The organism is Spirosoma foliorum (genome assembly GCF_014117325.1).
In the GTDB taxonomy this organism is placed as follows: domain Bacteria; phylum Bacteroidota; class Bacteroidia; order Cytophagales; family Spirosomataceae; genus Spirosoma; species Spirosoma foliorum.
In genome coordinates this window covers 5005937-5027337 of the sequence record NZ_CP059732.1, presented here as the reverse complement: position 1 = coordinate 5027337, position 21401 = coordinate 5005937, and the positions used below count along the sequence as shown (strand labels likewise).

General features: G+C 48.6%; 19 protein-coding genes. 12 read left to right on the top strand and 7 right to left on the bottom strand.

Annotation, left to right across the window (positions count from 1 at the left end; translation table 11 throughout):
- The first annotated feature begins 78 nt into the window (after positions 1 to 78).
- From H3H32_RS21415 to H3H32_RS21395, 5 genes are all read left to right on the top strand, one after another.
- A complete protein-coding gene (locus tag H3H32_RS21415) occupies positions 79 to 444 on the top strand; it encodes a response regulator (protein WP_182457670.1) in 366 nt (121 codons plus the stop codon).
- A gap of 290 nt (positions 445 to 734) precedes the next feature.
- Positions 735 to 1736, top strand: a complete 1002-nt coding sequence (locus H3H32_RS21410) for an IS110 family RNA-guided transposase (protein WP_182457633.1) — start codon at positions 735 to 737, stop codon at positions 1734 to 1736.
- Between the two features lie 78 nt (positions 1737 to 1814).
- Positions 1815 to 2627 (top strand): CheR family methyltransferase, encoded by an 813-nt coding sequence (locus tag H3H32_RS21405; RefSeq protein WP_182457669.1) that lies wholly within the window; start codon positions 1815 to 1817, stop codon positions 2625 to 2627.
- Positions 2609 to 3208, top strand: coding sequence for a chemotaxis protein CheB (locus H3H32_RS21400; RefSeq protein ID WP_182457668.1), 600 nt, complete (start codon positions 2609 to 2611; stop codon positions 3206 to 3208). The genes H3H32_RS21405 and H3H32_RS21400 overlap by 19 nt, the downstream gene beginning before the upstream one ends.
- 165 nt (positions 3209 to 3373) lie before the next feature.
- Complete coding sequence (locus H3H32_RS21395; RefSeq protein WP_182457667.1) at positions 3374 to 3658, top strand: hypothetical protein; 285 nt, start codon at positions 3374 to 3376, stop codon at positions 3656 to 3658.
- A gap of 83 nt (positions 3659 to 3741) precedes the next feature.
- On the opposite strand, the gene H3H32_RS21390 is transcribed toward H3H32_RS21395, so the two are convergent.
- Positions 3742 to 3999 (bottom strand): DUF6582 domain-containing protein, encoded by a 258-nt coding sequence (locus H3H32_RS21390; protein ID WP_182457666.1) that lies wholly within the window; start codon positions 3997 to 3999, stop codon positions 3742 to 3744.
- A 121-nt stretch (positions 4000 to 4120) separates the two neighbouring features.
- Between H3H32_RS21390 and namA the strand changes: the two genes are divergently transcribed.
- The 4 genes from namA (at position 4121) to H3H32_RS21370 (ending at position 6868) form a co-directional block, all read left to right on the top strand.
- Positions 4121 to 5191, top strand: coding sequence for an NADPH dehydrogenase NamA (gene namA, locus H3H32_RS21385; protein ID WP_182457665.1), 1071 nt, complete (start codon positions 4121 to 4123; stop codon positions 5189 to 5191).
- A gap of 105 nt (positions 5192 to 5296) precedes the next feature.
- Positions 5297 to 6151: a KPN_02809 family neutral zinc metallopeptidase gene (gene ypfJ / locus H3H32_RS21380; protein WP_182457664.1), complete on the top strand. Its 855-nt coding sequence runs from the start codon at positions 5297 to 5299 to the stop codon at positions 6149 to 6151.
- Positions 6152 to 6215: 64 nt separating this feature from the next.
- The gene (locus H3H32_RS21375; RefSeq protein ID WP_182457663.1) at positions 6216 to 6458 is read left to right on the top strand and encodes a hypothetical protein; all 243 of its coding nucleotides are present in this window, start codon (positions 6216 to 6218) and stop codon (positions 6456 to 6458) included.
- Positions 6455 to 6868 carry a PIN domain-containing protein gene (locus H3H32_RS21370; RefSeq protein WP_182457662.1) on the top strand — a complete coding sequence of 138 codons (414 nt, stop codon included), beginning with the start codon at positions 6455 to 6457 and terminating at the stop codon, positions 6866 to 6868. Before H3H32_RS21375 ends, H3H32_RS21370 begins: the two co-directional genes overlap by 4 nt.
- 116 nt (positions 6869 to 6984) lie before the next feature.
- On the opposite strand, the gene H3H32_RS21365 is transcribed toward H3H32_RS21370, so the two are convergent.
- Positions 6985 to 10668 (bottom strand): PAS domain S-box protein, encoded by a 3684-nt coding sequence (locus tag H3H32_RS21365; RefSeq protein ID WP_182457661.1) that lies wholly within the window; start codon positions 10666 to 10668, stop codon positions 6985 to 6987.
- Positions 10669 to 10949: 281 nt separating this feature from the next.
- Between H3H32_RS21365 and H3H32_RS21360 the strand changes: the two genes are divergently transcribed.
- The 3 genes from H3H32_RS21360 (at position 10950) to H3H32_RS21350 (ending at position 13257) form a co-directional block, all read left to right on the top strand.
- Entirely contained in the window at positions 10950 to 11285 is a 336-nt protein-coding gene (locus tag H3H32_RS21360; protein WP_182457660.1) for a PKD domain-containing protein, read from the top strand.
- Positions 11286 to 11288: 3 nt separating this feature from the next.
- The gene (locus tag H3H32_RS21355; RefSeq protein WP_240543442.1) at positions 11289 to 12338 is read left to right on the top strand and encodes a hypothetical protein; all 1050 of its coding nucleotides are present in this window, start codon (positions 11289 to 11291) and stop codon (positions 12336 to 12338) included.
- Between the two features lie 91 nt (positions 12339 to 12429).
- Positions 12430 to 13257 carry a hypothetical protein gene (locus H3H32_RS21350; protein WP_182457659.1) on the top strand — a complete coding sequence of 276 codons (828 nt, stop codon included), beginning with the start codon at positions 12430 to 12432 and terminating at the stop codon, positions 13255 to 13257.
- 94 nt (positions 13258 to 13351) lie between these two features.
- Here the strand turns inward: H3H32_RS21350 and H3H32_RS21345 are convergent, their stop codons facing one another.
- The 5 genes from H3H32_RS21345 to H3H32_RS21325 form a co-directional block, all read right to left on the bottom strand.
- Positions 13352 to 14749, bottom strand: coding sequence for a WG repeat-containing protein (locus H3H32_RS21345; RefSeq protein WP_182457658.1), 1398 nt, complete (start codon positions 14747 to 14749; stop codon positions 13352 to 13354).
- Between the two features lie 38 nt (positions 14750 to 14787).
- Entirely contained in the window at positions 14788 to 15525 is a 738-nt protein-coding gene (locus H3H32_RS21340) for an FkbM family methyltransferase (RefSeq protein WP_182457657.1), read from the bottom strand.
- A 69-nt stretch (positions 15526 to 15594) separates the two neighbouring features.
- On the bottom strand, positions 15595 to 16197 hold the full coding sequence (locus H3H32_RS21335) for a retropepsin-like aspartic protease family protein (protein ID WP_182457656.1): 603 nt from the start codon (positions 16195 to 16197) through the stop codon (positions 15595 to 15597).
- A gap of 246 nt (positions 16198 to 16443) precedes the next feature.
- Entirely contained in the window at positions 16444 to 17766 is a 1323-nt protein-coding gene (locus H3H32_RS21330) for a hypothetical protein (RefSeq protein ID WP_182457655.1), read from the bottom strand.
- Positions 17767 to 17919: 153 nt separating this feature from the next.
- On the bottom strand, positions 17920 to 21354 hold the full coding sequence (locus H3H32_RS21325; RefSeq protein ID WP_182457654.1) for an acetate and sugar kinases/Hsc70/actin family protein: 3435 nt from the start codon (positions 21352 to 21354) through the stop codon (positions 17920 to 17922).
- Between the last annotated feature and the right edge of the window lie 47 nt (positions 21355 to 21401).

Genomic DNA, 21401 nt, shown 5'->3' with positions numbered 1-21401 from the left:
ACAGTTAGTGAATATAGGAAATTGCTAGCTCTTCCGTAAACCTCAAACTGTAAACCTTAAACTAAAAACCTGAACCCTATGCCTAAAAAACGAGTCCTGATTATTGATGATGATCCGAGAAATATTTTTGCGCTGACGGCCACACTCAAAGCCAAATCGTTTGACTGTTTGTCTTGCTTAAGTGCTCGGGAGGCATTGGAAATCCTCAAAACAGATGCTGTGATCGACTTTATTCTGATTGACATGATGATGCCGGAGATGGACGGCTACGAAGCGATTCCGCGGATCAAAAATTTACCTAATCGAGAAAATACGCCCATTTTTTCGGTTACAGCACAGGCCATGGTCGGTGATCGGGAAAAATGTCTGCGCGCAGGGGCAACCGATTATATTGCCAAGCCAATTGATGTTGACCGATTATTTCAATTGCTATCGGCGAGCTAAGCATTGGGCTATGGTTTGTCATCCCGACGCAGGAGGGATCTTAAGGTTTATTAATGCTCTAGCAAGGATACTTTAAGATCCCTCCTGCGTCGGGATTGTAAGTTTGCTCTGAACAAATAATCTTTGGTTCTCCAGGTCATACCTACGTCGGGATGGTCTAAAAGACCGGTTGTCATGATCGGTAGCCTGGAGAGCCAATCTCATGGAACCCGGACAGTTCAGTGGGCATATAGCCCGTTTCACAATGATGTCGAGAGCATGAGTAGTATCCCGCTTTTTTCGTTTTTAGCATGAACCAACCAGCTATCTATTACGGGGTTGATGTCAGTAAAGAGACCTTACACATCAGCTACCAAATCGGAATCGATGCCAATGGGCAACCCCAATGGGCCTATCAAACCCTGCCCAACCAAGCGGACTCCATTGAGCAATGGGCTGCTGAACTGCCCGCCAATAGCCACCTCATTTTCGAGCATACAGGTACCTATTCGGCTCGATTAGCTTGGGTATTAGCCCTGCAAAATCGCCCCTTTAGCCTCCTTACGCCCAACCAAAGCAAAGGCTTTGCCGCCACTCTGAAGTCTATCAGCAAGACCGACCGGAGCGATGCGGCACTATTGGCGCGCTACGGACAAGTCTTTCAGCCCCAGCCTTCGCAACTGGCCGATGAGTCTCTACATCAGCTTCGCCAACAGCACAAACACCTCAACGACCTGCGAATCAGTCAGCAAGCGGTGGCTAATCAGCTTCATGCGCTGTCGTTCGACCCCCGGGCCAGTCAGAAAGTCAAGGCTAGCCTGCTGGTTCTCCAACAGAGCTACCTGACTCAGATTGCGCTCTTTGAAGAGGAACTGGATCAGCTGAGTCAACAGGAGTTGCAGGCCATTTCGGAGCGGATGCAGCGGGTCAAGGGGATTGGGCCGGCTTCCTCTCAAGCCTTGTGCACGGCCACCAATGGGCTGGCTGGATTCGAGTCAGCCAAAGCGGTAGCTAAGTTCGTGGGCATTGCCCCCAGTCAAACTCAATCGGGCAGTTCGGTTCGTCGGCGTGGTCGGATGGCCCGCACGGGTTTAGGGTATGTACGGGGCCTTTTATACATGGCAGCTCGTTCGGCCCGTAAATACAATTTGGGCTGTAAAGCGCTTTATGATCGGCTACGGGCCAAGGGTAAATGCCACAAAGTGGCGATGGTGGCGGTGATGAATAAGTTGTTGCATCAGGTGTTTGTGGTGGTGAAGAAGAATATTGAATTCGTCAATGGGTTCAGCCTATCCAAACAAAATTTGGCTTAAAACTTGTTTTTTGACACAGTTCATGACAAAAACAATTAATTTCTTATTGATATTGTCCGTTACTAGTGCCTATTAAAAATGATTGAGGAAAGAGAAGTTGATCTTTTACTAAATGACCTGCTTGAGGTATATGGGTACGATTTCACCCACTATGCCAGAGCGTCGTTGAAGCGACGGATTAACCGGCTATGGTCCTTAGATAAGTTTCCTAGTTTTGCCGAAATGCGTTATCGGGTCCGAACAGACCCCCATTATCTGAAGCGATTTGTGGAAGAATTGACCGTGAACGTTACCGAAATGTTCCGTGATCCACTATTCTATAAAACACTCCGAACCGAAGTGATTAGTACCCTGGCGGCCAAGCCCTTTATTCGGATATGGCACGCAGGTTGCTCAACGGGCGAGGAAGTATTCTCGATGGCTATCCTGCTGAAAGAGGCCAATTTGTTGCACAAATCGTTGCTATACGCCACAGACCTCAATTCGGAAGTGCTGGAAGTAGCTCGTAAAGGTATTTTTGCGCTGGCTCCTATGAAGCAGTATTCGGAGAATTACATACTGTCAGGTGGGAAAAAAGATTTTTCGAGCTACTACACGGCGCAGTATGGCCACGTGAAATTCAATGAAGAATTGGCCGGGAAAATGGTTTTTTCGACACATAACCTCGTGTCGGATCGGTCGTTCAACGAATTCGATCTCATCCTGTGTCGGAACGTGCTGATTTATTTTGATAAGGCCTTGCAGGAACGGGTACTAACGCTTTTCAACGAGAGCCTGGGGCCGCTCAGTTATTTGGCGCTGGGCGCAAAAGAAACCCTGAAGTTTTCTACCCTACAACCTAAGTTCAAACAGTTAGAGAACAACGAAAAAATATGGCGGAAAATAGGATAATCAACCACTGCCAAGTGGTCGTCATTGGTGGCTCAACCGGCAGTATTGATGTTTTATTAAAACTACTACCAGCGTTACGATCACCGCTACCGTTTACGCTGATCATTGTGTTGCACCGAAAGAACACCGCCGATTCGACGTTGGCGAATTTGTTTTCGCTTAAAACGAGTCTGCCGCTTAAAGAAGTCGATGATAAAGACGTAATAGTACCTGGCACCATCTACCTGGCCCCCGCCGATTACCATCTATTGATCGAGAAGGATGGCACCTTTTCATTGGATGATTCCGAAAAAGTAAACTACAGCCGCCCTTCGATCGATGTCACGTTTGAATCAGCGGCCGATGTATACGGATCGTCTTTGGTGGGTGTTTTACTCTCGGGGGCTAACGCCGATGGGACCAATGGTCTGGTGGCTATCAAACGAGCTGGTGGTGTGAGCATCGTTCAGCGACCCGAAACGGCCCAGGTTGCTTTTATGCCCCAACAGGCAATTCTGAGCGCGCCCATTGATTATGTCCTTGATGTACAGGAATTGATCTCGTTTATGAATGACTTGAATCAACCCGGCAGGGTGAGGTAATCGCCAAAATCGTAGCGATAGCTCAATATTAAAGTTTTTTAATACTGTAGCGAATTATAAACAAGCGTAAGTACTGCTTGTTAAGTAGCTATAAGTAGATTCACTAGGTAGTGGATTGGCTTTATAAGACTAAACACTCACTAACGGGATTATCCCAAAAACGTTATGAAAAAAGTAATTGCAGTTGTTGCCGCCCTTGCCCTCACCTTGAGTATGGCGCAGGCCCAGGATAATAAAATGAAGAAAAAAGCTGAAGTTGTTGAAGCGAAAGCCGAAGTAGCAGGCGACAAAGCAGCTTTAAAAGCAAATAAAGAGGCTCGTAAAATCGATAAAGCAACGGGCGATCAGGAATCCCTGAAAGCGCATCGTAAACAACGAATGAAACAGGAAGGCGAATTGGTAAAAGACCAGGCCAAGAAAGATGTTAAAGTAGTGAAAGAGAAGTTATAAGCTGGCTCTATAGAGAAAGAATAAAACCGCCCGATTTTTGAGTCGGGCGGTTTTGCGTTTTCAGCAAGAAAAGATGCCGTAGATTACGCATCCTGAATCGCTACTTCGTGTTTCTTGGCTGCCTTTTTGATGCGTTCTTTAATGGTACTTACTTCATCCGCGTCATACTTGGCCGCATTGTCTTTATGGTTTATATAGCTCCATGCTGCCCGGACGTGCTCAGGCGTATCGATGGGGTATTTTTTGTTCGTCCGATCGGCGAATTCAACATCACCATATTTGTGCTCACCTTCTTTGGGTGTGACATCGTTACGCCGATCAATTTTTGGGTCGTTTGCCATGATCGTTGAGTTGTTTGATTAGATTTAAAAGCCGGTTGGGTTATTACCCCAACTAATTTTTTGCTCAACGATAAACGAGAATCGAATGTTTATTTACGGGCCATGCCCTCACTAAAAGCGTATGTCAATTCTTTTTTCTCCGCTATCTATCCGTAGTCTTCATCTTAAAAATCGGATTGTTGTCTCGCCCATGTGCCAGTACTCGAGCGAGGATGGTTTTGCCAATGACTGGCATCTGGTACACCTGGGTAGCCGGGCTGTAGGCGGGGCGGGGCTGATTTTTACCGAAGCAACGGCCATTTCGCCGGAGGGCCGAATTTCGCCCGATGATCTGGGTATTTGGAAAGATGATCACATCCCTGGGCTAAAACGAATCACCCAATTTCTTCGGCAGAATGGCACGGTGGCAGGTATTCAACTGGCCCATGCTGGTCGGAAAGCGAGTCATCGTCGGCCCTGGGAAGGTGGCACGCTCATTTTACCCACTGCCGAACGGGGCTGGCAAACCCTGGCTCCCAGTGCCATTCCGTTTCAGGAGTCGGAACCGGCACCGCTGGCTTTAACCGTCGATGGTATTAACCAGGTGCTGGCCGACTTTCAGGCGGCTGCTCAGCGTGCGCTTGTAGCCGGTTTTCAAGTTGTGGAAATCCATGCGGCACATGGCTATTTGTTACACCAGTTTCTGTCGCCATTGAGCAATCAGCGGACTGATGACTACGGGGGAGCATTTGAAAATCGCATTCGATTGTTACTGAAGGTAATCGAGCGCGTCCAAACTGTATGGCCAGCCGAGTTACCCATTTTTGTACGGATTTCGGCAACGGACTGGACCGATGGGGGCTGGACAATCGAGGATTCGGTGGCATTAGGGGCTATCCTGAAAACAAAAGGTGTCGATGTGGTTGACTGTTCAACGGGAGGCAACGTGGCCAATGCGAAAATTCCGCTGAAACCCGGTTATCAGGTTCCTTTTGCGGAGCGAATCAAACGAGAAACGGGCATCATGACGGCGGCCGTAGGGTTGATTACATCAGCGAAACAGGCCGATGCAATTTTGTCTGCTGGTCAGGCCGATTTAGTGCTGCTCGCACGTGAATTTTTGCGAGATCCTTATTTCCCGTTGCATGCGGCTCATGCGATGGAAAATGCCATCAGTTGGCCAATCCAGTATGAACGGGCTCGACCCCGATGAATAATTGCACGAGAACGAAACATTTTACCGACAGAAACAGTAATCTTGGCAACTGAGAGTAACGAACTAATTGTGTAATCACCATTTATTAACTGAGAAAATTTTATGCGCTGGTTAGGAGGACGAGAAAGCGATAATGTCGACGACCGCCGGGGAAGCGGTGGGGGAGGACTCATTGTGGGCGGTGGAATTGGCACCGTTGTGATAGCCGTTATTGTCATGCTCTTGGGGGGCGACCCTTCGGAGGTATTAAACCAACGCTCAGCAAATCAGGCAACATCGCAAGCGCCATCAGACCCACAGGCGGACGATGAAGCGGCTCATTTCACGAGAAAAGTGCTGGCCAGTACCGAAGATGTCTGGACGAAACTATTTGCCGAACAAGGAAGCCAGTACCGTAAACCGGTTTTGGTGATGTTTCGGGGAGTAACTTCGTCGGGTTGTGGTACTGCACAAGAGGCAATGGGCCCGTTCTATTGTCCTGTAGATCAGAAAGTTTATATCGATCTGTCGTTTTACGACGAACTGGCTAAACGGTTTCAGGCTCCCGGCGATTTTGCGATGTCGTACGTGGTTGCTCATGAGATAGGCCACCATGTTCAGAAACTATTGGGCATTATGGATAAAACGGATGCCCTACGGCAGCGAATGAGCGAGCGGGAATACAATCGGGTATCGGTTCGGCTGGAATTGCAGGCCGATTTCTTCGCCGGTGTTTGGGCACACCACGCACAGGGACAAAGTATTTCGATCGATGAGAACGACGTAGAATCAGCGTTGACAGCGGCTAACGCCATTGGCGACGATAAAATCCAGGAAGAAACGCAGGGCCGCGTTGTTCCCGATGCGTTTACTCATGGCACGTCAGCGCAGCGGGTATACTGGTTCAAGAAAGGCCTGAAAACGGGTGATCTGACTCAGGGCGATACCTTCAATAGCCGCGAAGACGCTAATTTGTAATAGGGAACAGGTTAAAAAGAAAATCGGTTTATTCCCTAAGGGTTTAGCTTTAGACGTATTTTCTATGACGCACATCATAACCATCGAAACGGAGAGTGAGACGGACTTTGCCCAAATTAAAGGGTTGGCGGAACGTTTAGGTCTTTTGATCAAGGAAGTGCATGCTGAAACGGAATTGGGTCAAGAAGAAGAATTGCACTTGCTGGATCGTATTGCCGGAAGTTGGGAAGGGAAAGAGACGGGTGATGAATTGAATGCTATGATTCGAAGCGCCCGCTACGATAGCTTGCGTGACATTGACCTATGAGTCTCTATTTGCTTGATACAAATATCTGCGTTCATCTTCTGAAAGGTGAGTACCAGATTAAGCCCAAACTTGCTGAAGTTGGTGTGAAATCTTGTTTTTTATCCGAAATTACGATAGCCGAGTTATTATTTGGTATTGAGAATAGTGCACCTGACAGGCGAAAGCAGAACTTGGAGCGATTCAATACTTTTCAGACACTTTTCTCTGGGCGTATTTTATCGATTGGCGAAGCCTTACATGAATACGCTCGTCAGAAAGCAACCTTAAGGCGAATAGGTCGTCCAGTTGGAGAGTTTGATCTGCTGATTGGATCTACCGCTATCATTCGTGGATTCATCTTAGTAACCCGTAATACAAAAGACTTTTCAAGCATGAATGGAATTCAACTTGAAAACTGGGTTGATGACTAATGCCTGTCGAGTAGTACAACTTGAGGTACTAATACAAGTGGAAAGACAGAGCTGTCCCTTTTATCGGCCGTTAACAGTCGATAAAAGGGACAGTTTTTATAAGCAATAAGTTGTGTTTACTTCTTCAATTCCACTAAAAATTCCTCGAATGCCTGCTCCAGCGCTTGTAGGGCTTCGGCTAATCCGCTGGTGTCATTGACTTTTAGTTTCCCTTCTGCCACGCGGGCAATCTCGGCGACCCGAGACACGCCGATGGTTCCAGCGCTTCCTTTCAGTGTGTGCAGGTGGCTTTTTACCGTTGGAATATCGCCCAGAGAATACGCTGACAGAGAGCTACCGACCAGATCTGTGGCCTCGGTTACAAACTCTTCCATAATACTGTCTACCAGATCCTGACCGCCAATATCGCGGAGTTGCCCAACAATCTCAGGATCAATAATCGGCAGAGCTGGCTCCGCCACCTTAGCAATAGGTTTAGGGGCAGGAGCCGCACTTGACTCAGCAGCGCGTTTGGCCCGATTGGCATCCGTCAGTTCTTTGACCTTAGCCACCAGACTCTGCGCTCGAATGGGCTTAGCAATGTAGTCATCCAGCCCCTGACTAATGAAACGCTCTCGGTCTTCTTTCATTGAATAGGCCGTCATCGCAACAATGGTTGGTAGGGATTTGCCAAACTGTTCGCGCAGTCGTCGGGTGGTTTCAACGCCGTCCATATCCGGCATCTGAATGTCCATGAAAATGACATCGAAACCTTCTGCTTCACCAGTAGCTCTGGATTCTACTTCCCGAATAGCAGCTGGACCACTGTCGGCGGTGGTGACAACGCAGCCCGATTTCCGAAGGATTTCACTCGCCACTTTCCGGTTTACGGCGTTGTCGTCAACCAGAAGCACATTTGGATGGTAGGTGCTGAAGAAGTTGGCAAGGGCAATTTCAGCAACTTCGGTTGTTTGCTGCGTTGGACTGATGGCGGTTTCTTTCAGTTCGATCGTGAACCAGAAGGTACTGCCTGATCCGACAGTCGATTCTACGCCAACTTCGCCTTTCATTAAATGCGCCAGTTCTTTTGAGATGGCTAAGCCTAAGCCCGTACCCCCAAACGATTTTCGAGAAGAGGTATCTACCTGGCTAAAGGAGTTGAACAACAGGTTAATATTTTGGGGAGAAATACCGATGCCGGAATCGGTGACGGCCACTCGAATTCGGTTGAATTTGCCGCGCTTACTAATGAGCGACGCTTCGACCCGAATGGTACCATGTTCCGTGAATTTAATGGCATTGCTGGTCAGGTTCGACAGAATTTGCAGCAGTCGCGTCTGATCGGCAATAACAAACGTAGGTAAGTCTGGCCCGAGATGATACGTCAGGGTATTGTCTTTAGAATTGGCTTGCTGTCCGAAGAGGGCGATTAGTTTTTCGAAAATCTCCTTGAAGGCTACTGGCGACTCGTGCAGAACCATCTTTCCGGCCTCAATTTTCGAGAGATCCAGGATGTCGTTCAGAATGTTCAACAGCGTTTCCGACGAGCGTTTAACGGTTTTGACGTAACTACGTTGTTCCTCGTCCAGTTGCGTATCGTTCAGCAGATCGATCATGCCGATAACCCCGTTCATCGGCGTTCGAATTTCATGGCTCATATTGGCCAGAAACTGCTCTTTTACCTTCAATGATCGTTCGGCTTCATCTTTTGCTTTGACTAATTCTGCCGATTGCTTTTTCAATTCAGTAATGTCGCGAGCTAGTACCGCCACAACTGAGCTATTACCCGGTTCGTCGTTCAGCATCAGCATGTTAAACATGTACTGCCGTTCGCTACCGTCTTTTCGGCGCATGCTGGCTTCGAAATTGCGTAGACTGCGATTACGAGCCAGCTTAAACATGGCATGGCGAATCGCATTTTCGTCGATGAAGAATTTGGTAATTTCTTGTCCCAATACTTCTTCCGGCGTATAGCCCATCCGTTTAAAAATAGATGGGCTAATCATCGTAATTCGGCCTTTCCGATCAACACGCGCGTAGATGTCCTGCAGGTTTTCGAAAATACCCCGGAATTTTTCTTCACTCTGGCGGGTAGCGATCTCCGCACGTCGGCGGTTGGTAATATTCCGGGCAATTCCCGACACTTCATCAATGGCGCCACTGGCCAGTAAAATCGGGTTGAGGTGAAACTCATAATACGTTTCCCCAGCAGTGGTCATGAAATGCAGCTCAAAATTTTGCGGCAATCCCCGAAAAGCCTGTCGGTAACGTTCTTCGAGCCGGTCTCGATTTTCATCGCCAATCATACGCCAGCCGAGTTCGGGCGCATGGGCCTGAACAGAAGGCGTTTCGTGGGTCTGATACTCAATAAGTCGAGCGTAGTTTTTGTTGAAAGAGGTTAGTTGAAGCGCTTTATTGACCGACCAGATCAAATACGTACTACTGTCGAAAATGGCGTTCAGTCGGGCATTTTGTTTGTCCAGACGAGCCTCCGATTGTTTTCGGGCAATGGCCAGCGCTACCTGGCCTGAGATGAATTCCAACAGCTCCAGATCACGCGGGCCATAGGTTTGCGCATCGTCGTATGACTTAACGCCGATGATTCCGGTAATTTCATCGCCAATACGGAGCGGGGCTGTGAGCATAACCTGTGGCTGCCGCTGGCCATACAGATCAATGTCATGGTGTTCTTCTAACTGGCGGATATCCCGCTCGTACAGAAATAAAGGCTTGTTGGCCAGAATGGTGTATTCGATAATACCATTCCCCAATTTCCGCTTCGTAAACCGCATGGTACTCCCGAAATATTCATCGACATAGTACGGGAATGACAAAAACGTTTTGGTAGAATCATAGAGCGCAATGAAGAAATTGCGGGCGTCAATAATGTGGCCTAACTCTTCGTGGATCTTATGATACAGCTCACCCAGGTTGGGCGTATTGATTGTCCAGTTGGCAATACTGTAATAAAGCTTCTGCGATTTTTCGGCCCGAATTTTGCCAGTCGTATCGTGCAGGATACAGCGGAAGGCAGTAGGGCGACCGTTATCGAACCGGCAGTTGACGCTGCCCGATAAAAACAGGGTTTTACCTGTTTTGCTCCGAAAAACGGTTTCGACATACGGAAGTTTATCGCCTTCCTGAATTCGTTTGAGCATACCGAGCGTACTGGCGGCATAATCGGGATGAAGAACATCGCGCAGGTTGAGTGCCGAAATCTCTTCGGAATTGTAGCCGAGGGCTTCGCGCCAAGCGCGGTTCACGAAGATAAATTTGCCATCGAGCGTGAGCAACTGAATCAGATCGGACGTGTTATCGACCAAATCCTGTAGTTGAGCGTTGGTGTTCGATAGAGCTGAAGCAACGCGACGTTTATTGGTGACGTCTTCGCCAATGACCGTAAATGAAGCGACATGATCATCAATGCTGTTGACAATGACCGAGTTGAGTTGCACATTGCGGAGAGCACCAGAACGGGCAAGTAACGTAATTTCTTTTTGCTCAGGAAAGCCACCTCTTACTAAAGCCTCTTCGAATTCAATTTCAAGCTTGGCCCGATCAGTTGGAGGAATAAAGATTTCGAAGAAATTTTTGCCAATAATGTCGCTCGGTTGCCAGGCTGTTACCCGGTACGTATACGGATTGGCATAACTCAGTGTTCCGTCGCGTTCAATTGTCAGACCCACTAAGTTGAGTTGATCAACAGTTTGGCGAACGTCGAATATAGGTTGCGCGTCAGACAACGGTTGTCCGTCGCGCTCATGGTGGAGTCGTTGAATTTCGGCCACTAGTTCATCTTTTGTTTTGGCAGACCAGCGCATAGCGTTAGGCAATGTATTGTATAAATTTACGAAAATGTTGGGTTCCGTTAACGACTGTATAGATAATTGAGGATGGCCCGCTGATTTTTATGATGAATAAGATCAGGTTATGAGTTAACAGTGATTAGTATCTGTTAACTCGAAACTCATAATCAATCTCAATGATCATAAAAATCAGCGGTCTGTTTTAACTGACAATCGGTTTAGGAAACGGATTTGCAGATTAGACGGTATGTCGTTGCGGAAGTATTGCTTACATTGGTGTGTGTCAGTGAATAACTATGGGAAGGCATTTTATTTATTTGTTGGTATTGCTGGCCACAATGGCTTGTGAACCCTTTGATTTAACGAAAAAAAACTTTCCCGTCTGTGCCAAACCGTCGTCATCGATTGGGTACTCGATTGGGCATTTAGACGTCACCTTTTTTTTGGATAATCCGCAGGGCGACATCGGTGTTGTTGGCTGGGACCCCGGCGATAATAAAGGTAAGACTCGCGTTGGAACCCGTGTAACGTATACGTACGATCAACCCGGTACCTATACGATCACGCTCACGATTGCCAATTCGTGCGATGATAAATTCACGACGACCCGCCAAATTACTGTCAGCAATTAACTCATGATGCGTCTAGTTCTCCTTTTCGTTTTTTGTCTCTTTCTGGTTTTGCCAGGCCAGGCACAGGAGCGCGTCCGTAATGTTCGGATTCATGTTGTCGATTCCTCGCAACTCGAAATTCGCTATGATCTGATTGTTGCCCGCCCTGGCGATTCCCTTTATTTTGAAGTGCAGAGTCGTTTACGAGGTAACTTGCATATTCTACCCGAATTTGTGCGGGGTGATATAGGTATCCGAATTACGGCGGGTTCGGATCGACGGATTATCTGGGATGCATTGGCCAACGGCTACTCGCTCAATGAAGAGATTCAGGCAAAAGTTCTCGTACGGGCGAGCGTTCCGTTGGTTGCTTCGCGTCCTGCAACAGCAGAGCGCTCAACTCAGGTAACACACCCGAAACCCTCTATTTTTGCTTCAGATAGCGTAAACAAAGAGCCTGCTAAAGTTGCCCCTGTTGCTACGACACCGCCTGTTGCGACTACATCACCAACACCTACGCAACCACCGGCTTCGGTAGCGGTTTCAACGCCAAACCTTCAACCACCAGTCTCGCAAACTGTACCAGCCGTTCAGTCAGTCAGTGAGGCTCCGCTGGCTGTTGTGACTGATTCGGTTCGTCGGCCGAAAACACGGTATGCTGGGCCAGCCTGGGCGTTACTGTCGGCAGTGGCGCCGGGAATCGGGAATATTTTTGTGCAGATGCCCAAGCCTAAAGTGGGTTTCCGGCCGTTATTGACAATAGGGTGCTATGGACTGATTGCCTATGGCTTATCGGAGCGAACAAAAGCGCAGGATGCCTATGCTGTTTATGAAGAGCAGAAAAATAGTACTGCTGGCGAGCCTTATTACCAAACTGCCAACGACCACCATCATCGTTATTTTATGGCTACCCGAGGGGCTGTTGTTGTGGCGGCTGCGGATGTAATTCTGACATTTATCAAAGGACTGCGGAATAGTCAAATTCAAAAAGAAGCCAAACGATTTCAAGGTGTTAGGCTTCGGCCTGGCCTTCAGGCAGGACAAATGACCGCAGTGGTACGGTACTCGTTTTAATTTTGAGTGATAGAATGAGTGAATGATAGAATAACTGGAGTATGATTATTCGGTCATTCTATCACTCATTCATTCAAAATTTAGTTCTCCTATGCGTTTATTTCTGACAATTTGCTTTGTAGCCCTGACATCGGTCATAAGCCTTGCACAGTCGACGGAACGACGCGCGAAATCGGCAGTTTATTCGGCTTCCAGTGAGTGGCAGCGAGTAACCCTTAGGCCAACGTCCCGGTTGACTACGAATTCATCTGGCGTTAGCCCGTCGACGGCAACTACGTCGCCCGTAGTTCAGCCGGTCGATCGCCTGGAACCGACCGTTGCCAGCTCGTCTGCTCCGGCTAGCCCTGACTTTCGTCCGGCATTTATCGGCGATTTTGCCACAAGCCGAAACGGTTGGCGGTCTGGTAATAAGGGAGATTACAATTATCAGGTAAGTATGGGGCGCTATAACATTCGTAAACTGAATGTAAATACCACACAGGTGGCGTTTAGCGCCGTTGAACTGCCTACAGATATTAACCTGAATAGAGCGGATATATTCACTATAAAGGTCGACGTGCTGGCCGATTCGGGTCAGGTCCCTACGGGCGGACTACTGTTTGGTGTGCAGGATTCGCTCAATTATTGTGCTTTCACGTTGAACGCAAAAGGCGAAGTATCTGTGAGCCGGGTGATTAATGGGCAAGCAACCAGCGATTATCTATCAGGGCGTTACATCGTACCGGGCGTAGCCGTTGAGAAAAATCGTGACCGACTCATGATCAAACGAAGCGGAGAAATACTTCGATTTTATATCAATGCCCAGGAAATTCGCACGAGCCCGTATAGTCTCAAAGTGTTTCCCGGTAATGGAATTGGCCTGATGGCATCCGGCTATTGGACCTCTTTCCAGAAACTAAGCGTGACGCTGGGGCCGTGATTTTGAATGATAGAATGATTGAGTGATTGATTGAATAAATACAGTCTGAAAGCCATTCAATCATTCAATCATTCAATCATTCAATCACTTAAAATTAATTCCTCACCTGCTCGCCACTTCGGTTGATGGTCATGAGCTGGCCATTTCGAAATACGGAGGCTGTATTGCCGCGAAACGGCGTAACGGCTTCGTATTCGGGCGGGATTACCCATTCGTCGAACTCATTGACATACCCCCAACGACCACGACTTCGGGCGCGTCGCCAGCCGTGTTCGTCCATGCCCAGCTCCACTTTGTCGTAAGGTTTATTGCCAAAAGCCTCCTCATATTTTCCCTGGCGGGCATCGGCTGGAGTAGTCGGTTTGGATTCTGGTTCAGATGCAGGAGGGGTATTATCCTTAGCCTTACTACTTGTTTTTTCGTCGCTTTTCGGAACCGTAGTTGAGGCAACTGTAGCATCGCTGGGCGCTTCGGCTGGCGTATCTGTTGCTTCCGTCGTTTCGGGTTCTTTATCCGGTTTCTGATGGCTTACCGTTGAGACCTCTACCGGCTGATCAGTCTGAAGTGATCCCGTTGTCTGCTCCGTTTTTTGCCTTGGTTTTGGCTCGCTAGTCTTTGCATTACTGCTTTTAATAAACCAGTAAATAAGCGCGAGTAACGCCATCGCAAACAGTACCCCATACACACCACTTCGGTCGCGCGACATGACCTCCACGCGTACGGTGCTGAGGGGATTGTTATTGGCGTCGAACAGGGTATAATCTGTGCTTTTGGATGGTTTGACCCAGCCCCGATTATTCGGAGATAACCCTTCGCCCAAATCATCAATTGTAACGGCCAGCAAATTCTCAACCTCCCAGGCTAGCGTTACTGATTGCCCCTTGTATATGCGGGCTGGGGTAGCTGTAAAAGACCGCACAAGTGGTGGTGGCTCATAGAGTGTAGAAACGGGTTCCGCAACAGGTTGCTCAACAACTACTGGTGGTGGCAAAACTGGCTCCGGCTCCCGTACTGTAATTTTTTGAGGCTCAGGTTGGGTAGGTTCAGGTTCGCTTTCAATTAATTCTTCAAACTTGTCAGGAATTTCAACCGGAGGAGCTACTGGTTGAGGTGGCACAACAATGGGTGCTTCGGGTGCTTTTGGCGCAGCACTGGAAGTAATTCGTTGTAATACAAGCGGTACCCACCGATTTCGGACGAAGTCGGGAGAGAGTTTTAGCGAGGTGGCAGCGTTAATAATCTGACTTAAATCCTGCTCGATCAGGTGGGCGCGCGAGGGCTGCGCTAACCGGGCAATCCGGGCCTGTATGTTTTGAAACAGTAAGCTGTTATTGGCAACTTCCTGGCTTATTTCGTTCGCTCGTTTGAGTGCATCGGTCAACGAAAGGCCTGCCTGTTGTGCATCCTGAAGATAGCCGTTAGTTCGCCAAACGTCGGGCCCGTCGAGAACAATGGCTTCACGAAGTCGGTCGGTCAGTTCGGTTTCAGTCATTAGGTAGCGCGTCAGGTTTTACGGGTAAAGTCAATGTTTTAAGGATAACGCATAAACAGGGCAGTTGTCCAGGAAAGTTCTAGGCCATGCGCCCGTTCTTTTTCATAATAATCAACTAAACGCATGTTGTGGTCGCGCATGAGCACCAGAATCTCCAGTGGATCAGACTGTCCTTCGTACAAAGATGCAAAGTTCAGTTCCAGCATAACGGCCCCAATTCGTTTGTTTCGAAACAAATTAGCTCCTCCACGGAGTCCGGGAAGCTCAAAACCCTGCGTATCAATTTTTAGTAAGTCAATCTGTTCGATGCCCCGATCCGAACAAAAATTGTCCAGCGTGTTTACCTGAACCGATTCGGTCAGCATCAGCTTTTCTTCCGCAAATATATTTTCCGATCGGTCAGGGTTTACGGGCAGAAATGAACTTAGTTCCGATTGGGCGTAGTTGCGAAACTCGGCCACTCCGATCTGTTCGCCCAGGGCGAGCTGATGAAGTTGCACCCTTGACCCGAACGATTGACTTGCCAGTGTTGCAAAGGTAGCAGATGACGGCTCAAATGAGTGAATAATCGGGTCACGAAAACAGTCCTGAAATAGTTGAATCGTTTGCCCACGATTGGCGCCAATATCGAAACAGACCGGATTTTCGTTCCGAACAATGACTTTCAAATCATACGGTAGTTCGTGACCAGTTATGGCATTGGGGTACCGTCGGGCAACAAACAATCCGAACGATGAAAACACCGACTTTACATAATCGACTAGTTTTTTGCTCATAGTTGCCAACGTGACCGGGGTAATGCCATCATTTAATTGACTCAACTAGTCGGCTTTCGTCATTTAATATCAATCGAATGTTACTACATTTCGCCGATAATCCACAGAGATTTTACCAAATTTCGACAAGGCCGACTGACCAAGCAACAAAGGGGCTTTAGTACTTCGCACTACGTTAGCGTTCACGTTTTCAAGGACCCGGTCGCCAATTTGCACGGACTTTAGCCGAATGATATCACCGGGAGATAGGTCGCCGTTGGCGTCTTCAAAACGCGATTGCCCTACAATATCGGCTTCGGTAATGGTGCCCTGCTTCATCATGAATTCGGCTTCCGTCGATGAAATCGAAATTAGGCTGGCACCCGTGTCCAGAATGAATTTCATGGGATGCCCATTGATAATTACCGGTACCTTGTAAACGCCCTTTTCTTTTTCCATCGCCACTTCGGTTGGCCCACTTCCTATCTGGGTTAGCGTTGGTTTAGGCGCTGGTGTTTCGGCTTGGGCTGTCTGGCTCATCGGCTGTTCCGTCTTCGTACCTTTTTTCTTTCGTGGTTGGTGACTACCCGATCGAGAGCAGCCCGAACACCCTGAGAGATAGAGTACGGTGGCGAAAAGACATAAGGATATAGCGAGCCGTATGGCGATTGAGCGAACATGTGTGGTTTTCATGACTATCTAACGAATGACAGGGCTGGACACGACGCCTTGCGTTATATTTTTTTGACAGGATTGGTTGTGATGTCGGCTTTAAGAAGCCGACACCTTAGGTTTCTCAAAACCTATTGTTCACACCGATAGGTTTTGAGAAACCTAAGGTGTCAGGTGTTAGCACCTGACACCACAGAAATTTCCATTTTATCCGAAGTGTCGGTGCGGCTGTTAATCCTGTCAAAAATAGTACTACTATCACGGTGGCTACTCGTACCGAATAAGTGCCTTTGTTTTCACACGCCAGACACCATTGTCGAGAATGGCCTGCCCATCCCGACGCATGGCAATTCGGGTATGCGTAGTTGTGTAGCTATTTTCGCTTTCGCAAGCCGGCTCAATCATGTAATTCCGATACGTCAGAAAGCGGGCTACACGACCGGGTTCAGCTTCGAATCGGAATGAGGCTACCGATGGATTGTCGGCACTGACACTGAACCGATAAGCGGATTCGGGCGAGAGTATATCTGATTTCTGAGATAAATCGAACTGCCCGTTTGGATCGGGTGGGGGAAAGTAAAATACCTCCGAACGGGGTGGCATTGGTGCTGGTTCGGGTGCCTGAATAACGGGTATTTGCTGCTGGATCTGTATAGGTTCAGGTGTTGTAGTAGGCTCAATTTTGGGCTCGCCAGATCGAGAAATTGGCACTGATTTCGGCGTTGGTTTAGTCAGTTGCTGTTTTAACTGCCGGATGGCCAGCAATGGATTGTCGGTATCCAGTTCGGTAACAAGCTTATCATAGGCATCCGCCTTCTGCCGGTAATCGACTCGTACAGAATTGGCTTCATTTCCGGGTTTAGCCGCTCGGCGGGCCGATTCTAGCGAATTTGTTAACTGATTGTTTTCATCCAGTAACGCTTTGATTTCGGCCTGTGCTGCCCGATAGAGCAATAAATAAATGGCTCCCGCACCAACCAGCAATCCAACAACACCCCCTACGATCATCATCCAGAGTTGTTTTGCTTCAGCCTCTTTAGTCCGACTTTCCAATTGACTTTGGTGAAACGCTGCAGGGTCTATATCTGTCTCGTCTGCTGGTGTGGTCTGCGTATCAGCCGAACTGTCCGAAACCGTTGATGCTGGTTCAGTTGCTATGGCTGGCGGCAGCATCCGATCAATTTTAACTAGAATCTGAGCCTGAATGGCTGAGCTAAGCGGCTTGCCATAATTGTTATCTGTTTTGTAACGAGTGTAGAAAGTGACCAGTTGTTTCCGAATGGCTGCATTGGCCTCCTCGGGCGACATGGTAGCAAAAGCAGCGGTATTTTTCAACTCACTCAACTCCTGCATTTTGGCGCCAACCTGGTCCCAACTGCCCACCGTACGAATAATCGTTTGTGGATCACAACCATCGCCACAGTTGCGCAGTTGAGTATAAATTTCCTGAGCCTTCGGCTGATTGATCTTGGCAAATACAGCAATCGCTACATCTTTCGTCATCGTATCAACCGCCGACTGGTTGACGTTCTGGGCGAAGGAGGTTGATGTGAGTAAAGCGAAGAGGCTTATACAAGATAGTCTTAGCATAAAAGAAGGTTAAGTAGCTGGTTGTTTAGGCTGTTTAGATTCACCGAGTTAAAACCTGGCGCAAGCCAACCAATTTGATTGTAGTGCGCCGGGTTTTAACCCGGTGAATCTAATTCTAGATCTGACAACTCCTGACAATTTTTGACTAGCCAATTATGCCAGCGCGTTGGCCAATTTATTGATCGCGCCAATGAGCGGGTAAAAAAACAAGGTTTCCTCAATGGGAGCACCGAGAGCATCGGTCATGCCACTGTATTCGGCCGCTACATCACCTTCTTTTCGTTGAATACCATCCATGAGCGATGTATCCAGATGCGTTCGTAATTCCTGCTGGGCAATCACCAACGATCGCGCCGATACGTTCAAATTCCGAACGAAACTGAACTGTTGGTTGATAGCAAAGAAGAAATCAATAAACGCATTGGTCTCTTTCAGCAACGAGTCGATCACTTCGGGCTTCCGAAGATCAGCATAGGTCAGGGCCGGAAACTCGTCGTTGAAAGTTGCCGGATATACATAGTTGATTGCTTCCGTATCGACCGGACGGCTGTTAGCGGGTTGCATGAGGGCACCTTTACAGGTTACTTCTTTTGGCCCTTTACGCTCATAAAACAGCGTTAGTCCACTCGTATCGTACGTTTGCTCATACACTTTCTCGAAGATAGCCTTTGCCAGCTTGCCTAGCATCTGATCGTCGGAACTGATGATCGTGAGTAGCTTGGAACCCGTTCCGCTGAAGGTGATGGCTCCAGGCAAACTAATATTTTTATGTTTCATCAACCGCGCAACGTGGTAAAGCAGCGCCGAATAGAACAAGACAAAAACTATTTTCAAGTCTTCGTCTTTGGCCAGTATGCCATTGAACGACAACATGCTTTTTGCCTTCACGTCGTTACTCTTCTCAATCGAGAACCAGAACGCCATGATATCTTCCGAGCGGTTCGTGTCCAGAATTCGGCGGTTGTTATCGCTCAGATTGCCGAGGCTCTGACTGTCTAGTAGCGTCTGAATCCGGTCAGCATATTTGCGCACGAAACCGTTGTGACTCGCGGCTCCGTACTCGCTGAAGGCGTCCCCATAAATGGCATTCCCGGCAAACCGGAATGATGTCAGCAATTTGGGTTCGTTGCGTTCATAGACCACGACATCGGAGGTGCCACCACCAATGTCCACATTGATAACGGGCCGAGCCGACGCACTCAACGTTGGATTTTGCTTGTAATAATAGAACGGTGCTACCGACTCCGAAACTTCGCGCAACCGACCTTGTGCTCCACCAATGTAGCGATCGTATAACAACTGCCAATCGGCTCGGAGCTGGCTTACGCGACCAGGAGTCATACTGGCCGGGAAGAACCAGTAAACCGTCGTTTGGGCCAGATTCCCACCTTCGGTCAGCACCTTGTTTTTGATCAGCATCAGCAATTCTTCCAGAAAAGCCTCGACCCGACGTTCGGTCTGATCGCTGGTTTTGGCCCATTTCAGGTTGGTCGTGATGCGGTTGGAGCCTGCCGGTTGTCGTTCGACATAGAACGGAATATTGAAGTCGGCCAATGCCTGGGTTTGCTGATTGAAACTCAGGTTCATTGGCTCAGCAATAGCCGTGCGTGTCGGGAAATTGTCGGGTCGACTGGGGCCGATGGTGGGCGGTACAAACTCCAGATCGTACAGCAAAAACAGCTCGAATAGGGCTGGGTTGTACTGAGCCGGAGCCACCAGCGTAGCGACTTGTGGTGTCAGTTCGGCTACGTCGAACGGGCGAGGTGAACCACCGTCTACTTTGTATTCGACGTGGGTGTTGGTCGTCCCAAAATCGACCGAGAACTCGAACTGCTTGCTGCCGCCGTTGTACAATTGCCAACGTGGAATCAGGATGCCGTTCATCTCACGACCGTCACCACGAATATTTGTCTGTAGATAATCGAACTCCTGGCGCAGCACATAGTACACGCTCGATCCGTCAGTATTTTGCTGACGAACCGTTCGTTGGTGCTTCGATTCGACTTGCACTTCGGTGTTTTCCTTCTGGCCGAAATACGTCAGCTCATACTGATTCTGGCTGTCGAAACCCGATTCGATAAGCTGCACCCGATAGTCGGCAGGAACAGTAACGGCTCCCGACCGCACAAACGGATAAATATTGACCGTGAATGAGTTCTCGATAATAATCCCCTCGTTGGTAATCTCATTTGGCGTCCCCGAACTGCCCGCTGTTTGGCTGTATAATCGCTCAAAAGTGACAAACTGGTTACCCGGCTGGTTAGGCGCTGTAACAGGAATGTCGAGTGTGACATTAATGCCCCCCGCCTGTGGGGTCATCTTCAACCGAACGCGACCCATAAGCAAGTCGTCGACATCGAAGAAATCAAAGAAATCTTTTTTGAGTGGGAGCAGGAATCCTTTGTCCGTGGCGGGTGTTTGCAGGTTCCCATCAAAGAATCGGCCCCGGTCGGTTGGGAAGGGAAGGCGAATTAGGTAGGGTTCCAGCAAGTCGCTGACCGTGAGCCAGGGGTAATTGCCCGGCTGACCCGGTAACGGCCGCTGGTTATCGCGCCACGATTCGCGGGCATAGTAGGGGACGGGCGTATTCGAGTTCCACTGCGCCTGTGGCACGTACATAAACTGCCGGAAAAAGCGGTTTTGCAAGGCCATTGGGCGAGGTTGACTCGGATTCAATCGGGCGTATTTGTCCGATTTGATGATGAAATCGCTGACCTTGTCAATGGCGCGGGCATCGGATTTTTTCTTGCGAAGCGGGAAGCCCAAAACTTCTACAATATCACCCGGCCCTGTTGTCAGTTCGTCGAAATCCTGATCGAATTTTTCGCGCGTTAACAGTGGCTGCCCATTGTGTGATTCGATATGTTCGTAGAACATAGCCGGATTTTGCTGTTGCAACAGACTCCGGCTTCGGTTCAGGTAGTCGTCCACTTCGCGGAAACGGTCGCGGAAGTTGGGCATGAATTGCTTAATCGCATACCAGAATTTTTGGTACTCAATGTCACGCTGGTGCAGTGGGCAAACCGACGCATCGAACAGCCGATCGTTTCCCATCGACACATCAACCCAGCTCAGATCATTCCCTGAACTGAAAAATAGCGTTTTAGGTGAAGTTCCGCCTATGACTCGTCCGCGATAACTGAGCACAAACAGCCGATTGATATCGCCAAAATTGTATTCCGGTGCATCCTGATCCAGGAACAGCTTTAGCGCGTCGCCCAATCGTTTGTGCCCCTGATTCGTGGACTGCCGGAGTCGATTAAGGTCGGTATGAACATCGAATGGCGTAATAGTGATGTATGTTTTGAGCTTGTCGTAGTTGAAAAACAACTCGCCCACATCCAGCGCGTCGGATACGATACGCTGGTCGTTCATCGTGCCGCTGAGATCGGGCTTGAGGGCAAGATTGAGGAAGGCCGAACGCACCAAATCCATCCGGGCAAACGGGCTTGGAATAGACGTTGGCTGTTTTACGGTTTGCCCCCCCTGCGGGTCACGAATGGCTGCAATCTGGTCGGTACCAAGCGGTTTGCTGACATACCAGTGCAGGCCGGGAGTAGGGTTATGTAGACTGAATGTTGTAGGCATGTTTTTAAGTTTTCGGTTTTTCGGTTTACAGTTTTTGGTTACGCGAA

Excerpts from the sequence above, each read along its gene's own strand:
- H3H32_RS21415 (WP_182457670.1), top strand. The coding sequence starts at position 79 with ATGCCTAAAAAACGAGTCCTGATTATTGATGATGATCCGAGAAATATT.
- H3H32_RS21410 (WP_182457633.1), top strand. The coding sequence starts at position 735 with ATGAACCAACCAGCTATCTATTACGGGGTTGATGTCAGTAAAGAGACC.
- H3H32_RS21405 (WP_182457669.1), top strand. The coding sequence starts at position 1,815 with ATGATTGAGGAAAGAGAAGTTGATCTTTTACTAAATGACCTGCTTGAG.
- H3H32_RS21400 (WP_182457668.1), top strand. The coding sequence starts at position 2,609 with ATGGCGGAAAATAGGATAATCAACCACTGCCAAGTGGTCGTCATTGGT.
- H3H32_RS21395 (WP_182457667.1), top strand. The coding sequence starts at position 3,374 with ATGAAAAAAGTAATTGCAGTTGTTGCCGCCCTTGCCCTCACCTTGAGT.
- H3H32_RS21390 (WP_182457666.1), bottom strand. The coding sequence starts at position 3,999 with ATGGCAAACGACCCAAAAATTGATCGGCGTAACGATGTCACACCCAAA.
- namA (WP_182457665.1), top strand. The coding sequence starts at position 4,121 with ATGTCAATTCTTTTTTCTCCGCTATCTATCCGTAGTCTTCATCTTAAA.
- ypfJ (WP_182457664.1), top strand. The coding sequence starts at position 5,297 with ATGCGCTGGTTAGGAGGACGAGAAAGCGATAATGTCGACGACCGCCGG.
- H3H32_RS21375 (WP_182457663.1), top strand. The coding sequence starts at position 6,216 with ATGACGCACATCATAACCATCGAAACGGAGAGTGAGACGGACTTTGCC.
- H3H32_RS21370 (WP_182457662.1), top strand. The coding sequence starts at position 6,455 with ATGAGTCTCTATTTGCTTGATACAAATATCTGCGTTCATCTTCTGAAA.
- H3H32_RS21365 (WP_182457661.1), bottom strand. The coding sequence starts at position 10,668 with ATGCGCTGGTCTGCCAAAACAAAAGATGAACTAGTGGCCGAAATTCAA.
- H3H32_RS21360 (WP_182457660.1), top strand. The coding sequence starts at position 10,950 with ATGGGAAGGCATTTTATTTATTTGTTGGTATTGCTGGCCACAATGGCT.
- H3H32_RS21355 (WP_240543442.1), top strand. The coding sequence starts at position 11,289 with ATGATGCGTCTAGTTCTCCTTTTCGTTTTTTGTCTCTTTCTGGTTTTG.
- H3H32_RS21350 (WP_182457659.1), top strand. The coding sequence starts at position 12,430 with ATGCGTTTATTTCTGACAATTTGCTTTGTAGCCCTGACATCGGTCATA.
- H3H32_RS21345 (WP_182457658.1), bottom strand. The coding sequence starts at position 14,749 with ATGACTGAAACCGAACTGACCGACCGACTTCGTGAAGCCATTGTTCTC.
- H3H32_RS21340 (WP_182457657.1), bottom strand. The coding sequence starts at position 15,525 with ATGAGCAAAAAACTAGTCGATTATGTAAAGTCGGTGTTTTCATCGTTC.
- H3H32_RS21335 (WP_182457656.1), bottom strand. The coding sequence starts at position 16,197 with ATGAAAACCACACATGTTCGCTCAATCGCCATACGGCTCGCTATATCC.
- H3H32_RS21330 (WP_182457655.1), bottom strand. The coding sequence starts at position 17,766 with ATGCTAAGACTATCTTGTATAAGCCTCTTCGCTTTACTCACATCAACC.
- H3H32_RS21325 (WP_182457654.1), bottom strand. The coding sequence starts at position 21,354 with ATGCCTACAACATTCAGTCTACATAACCCTACTCCCGGCCTGCACTGG.